Here is a 7,439-nt window from a genome sequence, read left to right as displayed (position 1 = left end):
GCCAGCAGCGCCACGCCCGCCGCCAGTGCGGGGCGCGCGGCGCGCGGCATCACGCCGCCCCCCCCACATGGGTCCAGACCTCGCCCCCGCCCTTTACGATCAGTTCGATCGCCACCGCCAGCACCACCAGCAGCCCGACCCACGAAATCCAGCGGTACCGCTCCAGCAGCCGCGCGATAAGCGACGCCGCCACCGCCATCAGCACCACCGAGACCGCAAGCCCCGCCACCAGCACACCGATATGCTCGCCCGCAGCCCCCGCCACCGCCAGCACGTTGTCCAGGCTCATGGACAGGTCGGCCACGATGATGCGGATGATGGCATTGCGCAGCGAGCCGGGGGCGGGCGTGCCCTCTTCCGCGGGGGCGGTGCCGCGCATTTCCCGGTACATCCGCCAGCATACCCACAAAAGCAGCAGCCCGCCCGCCAGCGTCAGCCCGATGATGGCCAGCAGCCGCACCGCCACCAGCGCCAGGCCGATACGGATCACCGCCGCCCCCAGCACGCCGCACAGGATGGCGACTCGCCGCGCCCTGTGCGGCAGGTTGCGCACCGCCATGCCCACCACGATGGCGTTGTCACCCGCCAGGGTCACGTCAATCAGGACGACCTGCGCCAGCGCGTACAGGGCGGAAGGGGAAAGGAAGGCGGACATGGGCAGATACGATCCTGGCTGTTGGCCCGTACGCGGGCATGGCTTCACAAGGGCTTTATGGGGCCGCCGGTATGAATCATGCAATCTCCCCCATCATGACGGATCATGCATGTCCCCGCCACGGCGCGCATGAATATAAGGGAGACGCCGCCATCAGAATTGGCTAGGAAGGCGGCCACACGTTCCGATTGAGCCACTGCCGTAAGGAAACCCCATAACATGGTCCCGCGCTATACCCGCCCTGTCATGGCCGCCATCTGGTCGCCCGAGAACCGCTACCGCATCTGGTTCGAGATCGAGGCGCTGGCCTGCGAGGCCATGGCGGACTATGGCGCGATTCCGAAGGATGCCGCGAAGACCATCCGTGAGAAGGGGGATGCCGCCATGGCCGCCTTCTCGCAGGCCGACCTTGACCGCATTGACGAGATCGAGGCCGAAACCCGCCATGACGTGATTGCCTTCCTGACATGGCTGGCGGAAAAGGTCGGCCCCGACAGCCGCTTCGTGCATCTGGGCATGACATCATCCGATGTGCTGGACACCTGCCTGTCGGTGCAGATGGTGCAGGCGACCGACCTGCTGCTGGAAGACCTGGATGCCGTGCTGGCGGCGCTGAAGAAGCGCGCGTTCGAGCACAAGCACACCCTGACCATCGGCCGCAGCCACGCCATCCATGCCGAGCCGACATCATTCGGCCTGAAGATCGCGGGCCATTATGCCGAATTCGCCCGCAACCGCGCGCGTCTGGTCCGCGCGCGCGAAGAAATCGCGGTCTGCGCCATTTCCGGCGCCGTAGGCACCTATGCCCATATCGACCCCCGTGTTGAGGAATACGTGGCGGCCAAACTGGGGCTCAAGCCCGAGGATGTGTCCACCCAGGTCATTCCGCGTGACCGGCATGCGGCGTATTTCTGCGCGCTGGCGGTGATTGCCAGCGGCATCGAGCGGCTGGCCACCGAAGTGCGCCACCTGCAGCGTTCCGAAGTGCGTGAGGCGGAGGAGTTCTTCCACAAGGGGCAGAAGGGCTCGTCCGCCATGCCGCACAAGCGCAACCCCGTGCTGTCGGAAAACCTGACGGGGCTTGCCCGCCTTGTCCGCTCGCACGTCATTCCCGCGCTGGAGAACGTGGCGCTGTGGCATGAACGCGACATCAGCCATTCCTCCGTCGAGCGCAACATCTGCCCCGATGGCACGATCGGGCTGGACTTCGCACTCATGCGCCTTGCGGGCATGATGGAAAAGCTGGTGGTCTATCCCGAGCAGATGCAGGCCAATATCGAAAGCCTGGGCGGGGTCGTGCATTCGGGCGAGGTGCTGCTGGCCCTTGCGCGCGCCGGAATCCTGCGGGAGGATGCGTACCGTATCGTCCAGCGCAACGCCATGGCCACATGGACCCGGCTGGGCAGGCCGGACGGGAAGACCTTCCGCGAGAACCTGGAAGCCGACCCGGACGTGGCGGGCCGGGTGCCGCCCGAGGTGCTGGACCGCGCCATGGACAGCGCATCCCACCTGCGGATGCTCGACCATACATTCACCCGCGTGTTTGGTGAGGCCGGCCCCGCGCGCGGCTGACCCGGCCACGGGGCAGATAACACAGCAGGATGGCAAGGCGTGTGCACAGTCGTCATATCCCATGATCCGGCGCAGGACTGGCCGCTGCTTATGGCGGCCAACCGTGACGAGCGCCTTGACCGCCCCTGGCTGCCGCCGGGGCGGCACTGGCCCGACCATCCCGGCATCGTGGGCGGGCAGGACCAGGTGGCCGGCGGGTCGTGGCTTACGCTCAATGATGCGGGTGTTGTCGCGGGCATCATGAACCGCGTGGGCAGCCTTGGCCCCATGCCGGGCAAGAACTCACGCGGGGCGCTGCCGCTGCTGGCGGGCCGGTTCGATACCGCGCGCGCCGCGGTGGAGCACATCGCCACGATCGACGCGGGGGCGTGGCGGTCGTTCAACATGATCGTGGCCGACCGGCTGGACGCCTTCTTCATCCGTGGCCCCGGCTATGGCCAGCCACAGGTGGAAGCGCTTGCGCCCGGCGTGCACATGGTCGCCACCACCGACCCCGATGACATGGCCATGCCGCGCATCCACCGCCACCTGCCGCGCTTCCGCGCGGCGCTTCGCCCCGTGCCGCCGCACTGGACGGCATGGACCGGCCTGCTGGCCGACCGCTCCCTGCCTGCGGGCAGCGAGATCAACATCCCGCCGCGCTCGGGCTTTGGCACATGCAGTTCATCGGCCATCGGGGTGGCGGCGGATAACCGGCACTCATGGTTTTTTGCCGCGGGCGCCCCGGACCGGGTGGGCTACCAGCCGGTTGATCTGGCGGCGCGCGGGGCGGGGACATAGGTAAAATGGTATCTTCCCGCCCCGAACGCTGCTATGGCATGCGCAGCATGAGGGGTCATGCCAGCAGCAGATCCCGCCGATCAGGGGAGGGGCCGCTCCCGGCCCGTGCCCGCAGCGTTATGTGAAGGACGAGTATGGGCCGCCGCCGCCAGCTTTACGAAGGAAAAGCCAAGATCCTTTTCGAGGGACCCGAGCCGGGTACCCTCGTGCAGTATTTCAAGGATGACGCCAGTGCCGGCAACGGCGCGAAAAAGGGCATCATCACCGGCAAGGGGGTGCTGAACAACCGTATCAGCGAACACCTGATGCTGCGCCTGCACGATATCGGGATTCCCACCCATTTCATCCGTCGCCTGAACATGCGCGAGCAGCTGATCCGCGAAGTCGAGATCATCCCGCTTGAAGTCGTGGTGCGCAACGTGGCGGCAGGCAGCCTGTCCAAGCGGCTGGGCATCCAGGAAGGCACGCGCCTGCCGCGTCCGATCATCGAGTTCTATTACAAGAACGACGCCCTGAACGACCCGATGGTGAGCGAGGAGCACATCACCGCCTTCGGCTGGGCCTGCCCGCATGACATGGAAGACATCGTGGCGCTGAGCATGCGCATCAACGATTTCCTGTGCGGCCTGTTCATGGGCATCGGCATCATCCTTGTCGATTTCAAGCTGGAATACGGCCGCCTGTTCGAGGGCGACAACATGCGCATCGTGCTGGCCGATGAAATCTCGCCCGACAACTGCCGCCTGTGGGATGCCAAGACCAGCGAGAAGCTGGACAAGGACCGTTTCCGCAAGGACATGGGCAAGGTCGAGGAAGCCTATCAGGAAGTGGCGATGCGCCTGGGCATCCTGCCCGAGGCCACGAATTCCGACATGAAGGGACCGGAGGTAATGCAATGAAGGTGCGTGTGACCGTCATGCTGAAGGAAGGCGTTCTTGACCCGCAGGGCAAGGCCGTGGAACACGCGCTGCATGTGCTGGACTTCAGGAACGTGGGTGAAGTCCGCATCGGGCGCGTGATCGAGCTTGAGGTGGACGAGACCGACCGCGAACGCGCCCGCGCGCAGGCCGATGCCATGGCGCGCGCGCTGCTGGCCAATCTTGTGATCGAGGATTTCGTGACGGAGGTCGTTGGATGAAGATCGCCCGCCTTCTTGCCCTTGGCTGCGTGCTGGCCGTGGGCCTGCCCGCCGCCCATGCCTCCGCCCAGCGCGTCTCGCGCATGACGGGCGAACAGCTTGGATCGCTGTGCACCAAGCCCGCCGGCACCGGCATCTGTGATGCCTACATTTCCGGCGTGGCGGATTCCGCGGCCCTGGCCCATCTGTTCGAGCGCAATGCCGAAAAGGATGCCAAGGATATCTCGGCCTTCTGCATTGCGCCGGCAACCCCCACGGCGGACATGCGCACCAAGGTCGTGGGCTGGATGAAGGACCACCGCGATACCCTGTCGCGCCCGGCGGGGGAGGCGGTGTTCACCGCGCTGCATGAATCCTATCCCTGCGGCGGCGGCAAATGAAGGCGGCGATCGTAGTCTTTCCCGGCACCAACCGTGAGCGTGACATGGCCATCGCCCTGCGTGGCGTGACCGGGCAGGCCCCCACCATGGTCTGGCACCGTGACACGGCGCTGCCTGCGGGTGTTGACCTGGTGGTGCTGCCCGGTGGCTTCAGCTATGGCGATTACCTGCGCTGCGGCGCCATGGCGGCGCATGCGCCGATCATGGCCGCCATCCGCGAATTCGCGGCAAAAGGCGGGCATATCCTGGGGGTGTGCAACGGCTTCCAGATCCTGACCGAAGCGCAGCTCCTGCCCGGGGCGCTGCTGCGCAACGCGTCGCTGCGCTTCCTGTCACAGGACTGCTTTTTGCGCGTGGAGCGCGACGGCACGGCCTTTACCCGCCACTGGGCGAAGGGCGATGTGTTCCGCACGCCCATGGCGCATGGCGATGGTAATTATATTGCCGGGGCCGAGACCATTCGCATGCTGGAAGAGACCGGCCGCGTGGCCTTCCGCTACGTGTCGGAAACCGGCCACCTGGATGCGGGCGACGCACGGCTCAACCCCAATGGATCGATGAACGCGATTGCCGGTGTGTTCAGTGAAAACCTGCGCATATGCGGCATGATGCCCCATCCGGAGGATCTGGTCGATCCGCTGATGGGTGGCGTGGATGGCAAACCCCTGTTTACGGGACTGGTGGAGGCTGTGGTCGGATGAGTGCAAGGTTATCCCGCCCCGTTGATGCGGAACTGGCGCGCGAATTCGGCCTGACGGCGGAAGAATACGGCAATGTCCTGTCGATCATGGGCCGCACGCCCACGTTTACCGAACTGGGCATCTTTTCGGTCATGTGGTCGGAACACTGCTCGTACAAATCGTCGCGCGCCCACCTGAAAACCCTGCCCACCACCGCGCCATGGGTGATCCATGGCCCGGGCGAGAACGCGGGCGTGGTCGATATCGGGCACGGGCTGGCCGCCATCTTCAAGATGGAAAGCCACAACCACCCCTCCTTCATCGAACCCTATCAGGGGGCGGCGACGGGCGTGGGCGGCATCCTGCGTGATGTGTTCACCATGGGCGCCAGGCCCATCGCCAACCTCAACGCCCTGCGCTTTGGCGACCCTAACAACCCGCAGACCCGCCGCATCGTCGATGGCGTGGTGCGCGGCGTGGGCGGTTACGGCAACTGCGTGGGCGTGCCCACCGTGGGCGGCGAGGTCAATTTCCACCCCGCCTATGACGGCAACCCGCTGGTCAACGCCATGACGGTGGGCGTGGCAAGGCAGGACCGCATCTTCCTGTCCGCTGCCGCGGGTATTGGCAATCCGGTCATCTATGTCGGCTCCAAGACCGGGCGGGACGGGATTCACGGGGCCACCATGTCCTCGTCGGAGTTTGACGAGGACGCGCTGGCCAAGCGCCCGACCGTGCAGGTGGGCGACCCGTTTGTCGAAAAACTGCTGATCGAGGCCTGTCTGGAACTGATGGCGACCGATGCCATCGTGGCCATTCAGGACATGGGGGCGGCGGGGCTGACCTCGTCCTCCGTTGAAATGGCGGGCAAGGGCGGGGTCGGCATCGACCTTGACCTGGACAACGTGCCCCAGCGCGAACGTGGCATGACGGCATACGAGATGATGCTGTCCGAAAGCCAGGAGCGCATGCTGATCGTACTGCGCCCCGACCGCACCGAGCAGGCGCGTGCCATCTTTGACAAATGGGAGCTGGATTTTGCCGTGATCGGCCACCTGACCGATACCGGCCACATCGTGATCCGCCACAGGGGCGAAGTGGAAGCGGACATTCCGCTGGCCCCGCTGGCCGATCAGGCCCCGGTCTATCACCGCCCCACGGCACCGGCACAAAAGCCGCTGCCCATGGAGCCGATCATCGACCCCGTGGGCACGGAACAGGCGCTGCTGCGGCTGATCGGCTGCCCGGACCTGGCGTCCCGCGCATGGGTGTACAATCAGTACGACAGCACGGTGGGTGGCCAGACGGTGCGCAGGCCGGGTGCGGCCGATGCCGCGATCGTCAAGGTCGAGGATACGCAGATCGGTCTGGCGCTGACCACCGACTGCACGCCGCGCTACTGCCGCGCGGATGCAAGGCTGGGCGGTGCGCAGGCCGTGGCGGAAGCCTGGCGCAACATTACCGCAACCGGTGCCCGCCCGCTGGCGGTGACCGACAACCTGAACTTCGGCTCGCCTGAAAAGCCCGAAGTGATGGGCCAGTTCGTCGATGCCATCGCCGGGATGGGGGAGGCATGCCGCGCGCTCGACTTCCCGGTCGTGAGCGGCAATGTCTCGCTGTATAACGAGACGCGGGCACCCGATGGCACCTCGCAGTCCATCCTGCCCACCCCCGCTATTGGCGGGCTGGGCGTGCTGGAGGACGTGCGCAAGGCCGTGGGGCTGGAAATGCCCGAAGGCTGTGATGTCATGCTGCTGGGCGAGACGAAGGGCCAGCTTGGCCAGTCGATCTGGCTGCGCGAGATCCTTGGCGCGCAGGACGGCGCGCCGCCCACGCTCGACCTTGCGGCCGAGCGGCGCAATGGCGATTTCGTGCGCGGGCTGATCCTTGATGGCACGGTCATTGCCTGCCACGACGTGGCCGATGGCGGCGTGCTGGTGGCGGTGGCCGAGATGGTCATGGCAGGGCAGGCGGGCTGCGTGCTGGACGCACCGCAATCGGGCATGCGCCCCGAAGCCTTCTGGTTTGGCGAGGACCAGTCCCGCTACATCGTGGCGGTGCGCGATGGCGCGGCCCTGGCCACGCTGGCCGGAAAGGCCGGTGTGCCATGCCGCAGGCTGGGCCATTCGGCGGGCGGGGGTTTGACATTGCCCAACGGGTCCACAATATCCAAGGCACGTCTGTGCGCGGTGCATTCCGAATTCTTTCCGCGACTGATGGACCGATAGGGCAGG

The 7,439-nt window shown here is 66.1% G+C and carries 8 protein-coding genes; 7 read left to right on the top strand and 1 reads right to left on the bottom strand.

Features of this window, described 5'->3' with window-relative positions; all coding sequences use genetic code 11:
* Positions 1 to 49: 49 nt before the first annotated feature.
* Entirely contained in the window at positions 50 to 655 is a 606-nt protein-coding gene (locus CFR78_RS14115; protein ID WP_034929814.1) for a YjbE family putative metal transport protein, read from the bottom strand.
* Between the two features lie 219 nt (positions 656 to 874).
* On the opposite strand from CFR78_RS14115, the gene purB reads away from it, so the two are divergent.
* The 7 genes from purB to purL all read left to right on the top strand — a co-directional run bounded on the left by purB (position 875) and on the right by purL (position 7,433).
* Positions 875 to 2,227: an adenylosuccinate lyase gene (gene purB, locus CFR78_RS14110; RefSeq protein ID WP_007400314.1), complete on the top strand. Its 1,353-nt coding sequence runs from the start codon at positions 875 to 877 to the stop codon at positions 2,225 to 2,227.
* Between the two features lie 39 nt (positions 2,228 to 2,266).
* Positions 2,267 to 3,007 (top strand): NRDE family protein, encoded by a 741-nt coding sequence (locus CFR78_RS14105; protein WP_034929811.1) that lies wholly within the window; start codon positions 2,267 to 2,269, stop codon positions 3,005 to 3,007.
* A 134-nt stretch (positions 3,008 to 3,141) separates the two neighbouring features.
* Positions 3,142 to 3,906, top strand: coding sequence for a phosphoribosylaminoimidazolesuccinocarboxamide synthase (purC, locus tag CFR78_RS14100; protein WP_007400316.1), 765 nt, complete (start codon positions 3,142 to 3,144; stop codon positions 3,904 to 3,906).
* Positions 3,903 to 4,145 (top strand): phosphoribosylformylglycinamidine synthase subunit PurS, encoded by a 243-nt coding sequence (gene purS / locus CFR78_RS14095; RefSeq protein WP_034929808.1) that lies wholly within the window; start codon positions 3,903 to 3,905, stop codon positions 4,143 to 4,145. The genes purC and purS overlap by 4 nt, the downstream gene beginning before the upstream one ends.
* Complete coding sequence (locus CFR78_RS14090; RefSeq protein WP_007400318.1) at positions 4,142 to 4,525, top strand: Rap1a/Tai family immunity protein; 384 nt, start codon at positions 4,142 to 4,144, stop codon at positions 4,523 to 4,525. Before purS ends, CFR78_RS14090 begins: the two co-directional genes overlap by 4 nt.
* On the top strand, positions 4,522 to 5,226 hold the full coding sequence (gene purQ, locus CFR78_RS14085; protein WP_007400319.1) for a phosphoribosylformylglycinamidine synthase subunit PurQ: 705 nt from the start codon (positions 4,522 to 4,524) through the stop codon (positions 5,224 to 5,226). The genes CFR78_RS14090 and purQ overlap by 4 nt, the downstream gene beginning before the upstream one ends.
* A complete protein-coding gene (purL, locus tag CFR78_RS14080) occupies positions 5,223 to 7,433 on the top strand; it encodes a phosphoribosylformylglycinamidine synthase subunit PurL (RefSeq protein WP_034929805.1) in 2,211 nt (736 codons plus the stop codon). Before purQ ends, purL begins: the two co-directional genes overlap by 4 nt.
* The last annotated feature ends 6 nt before the right edge of the window (positions 7,434 to 7,439 follow it).

The sequence above is a fragment of the Komagataeibacter rhaeticus genome, assembly GCF_003207855.1.
GTDB classification, from domain to species: domain Bacteria; phylum Pseudomonadota; class Alphaproteobacteria; order Acetobacterales; family Acetobacteraceae; genus Komagataeibacter; species Komagataeibacter rhaeticus.
Note: the sequence above shows the minus strand (reverse complement) of the source record. Positions and strands in the feature narration are given on the sequence as shown.

Coding starts and splice junctions, on each gene's coding strand:
- purC (WP_007400316.1), top strand. CDS start 3,142: ATGGGCCGCCGCCGCCAGCTTTACGAAGGAAAAGCCAAGATCCTTTTC.
- purB (WP_007400314.1), top strand. CDS start 875: ATGGTCCCGCGCTATACCCGCCCTGTCATGGCCGCCATCTGGTCGCCC.
- purQ (WP_007400319.1), top strand. CDS start 4,522: ATGAAGGCGGCGATCGTAGTCTTTCCCGGCACCAACCGTGAGCGTGAC.
- CFR78_RS14090 (WP_007400318.1), top strand. CDS start 4,142: ATGAAGATCGCCCGCCTTCTTGCCCTTGGCTGCGTGCTGGCCGTGGGC.
- purS (WP_034929808.1), top strand. CDS start 3,903: ATGAAGGTGCGTGTGACCGTCATGCTGAAGGAAGGCGTTCTTGACCCG.
- CFR78_RS14115 (WP_034929814.1), bottom strand. CDS start 655: ATGTCCGCCTTCCTTTCCCCTTCCGCCCTGTACGCGCTGGCGCAGGTC.
- purL (WP_034929805.1), top strand. CDS start 5,223: ATGAGTGCAAGGTTATCCCGCCCCGTTGATGCGGAACTGGCGCGCGAA.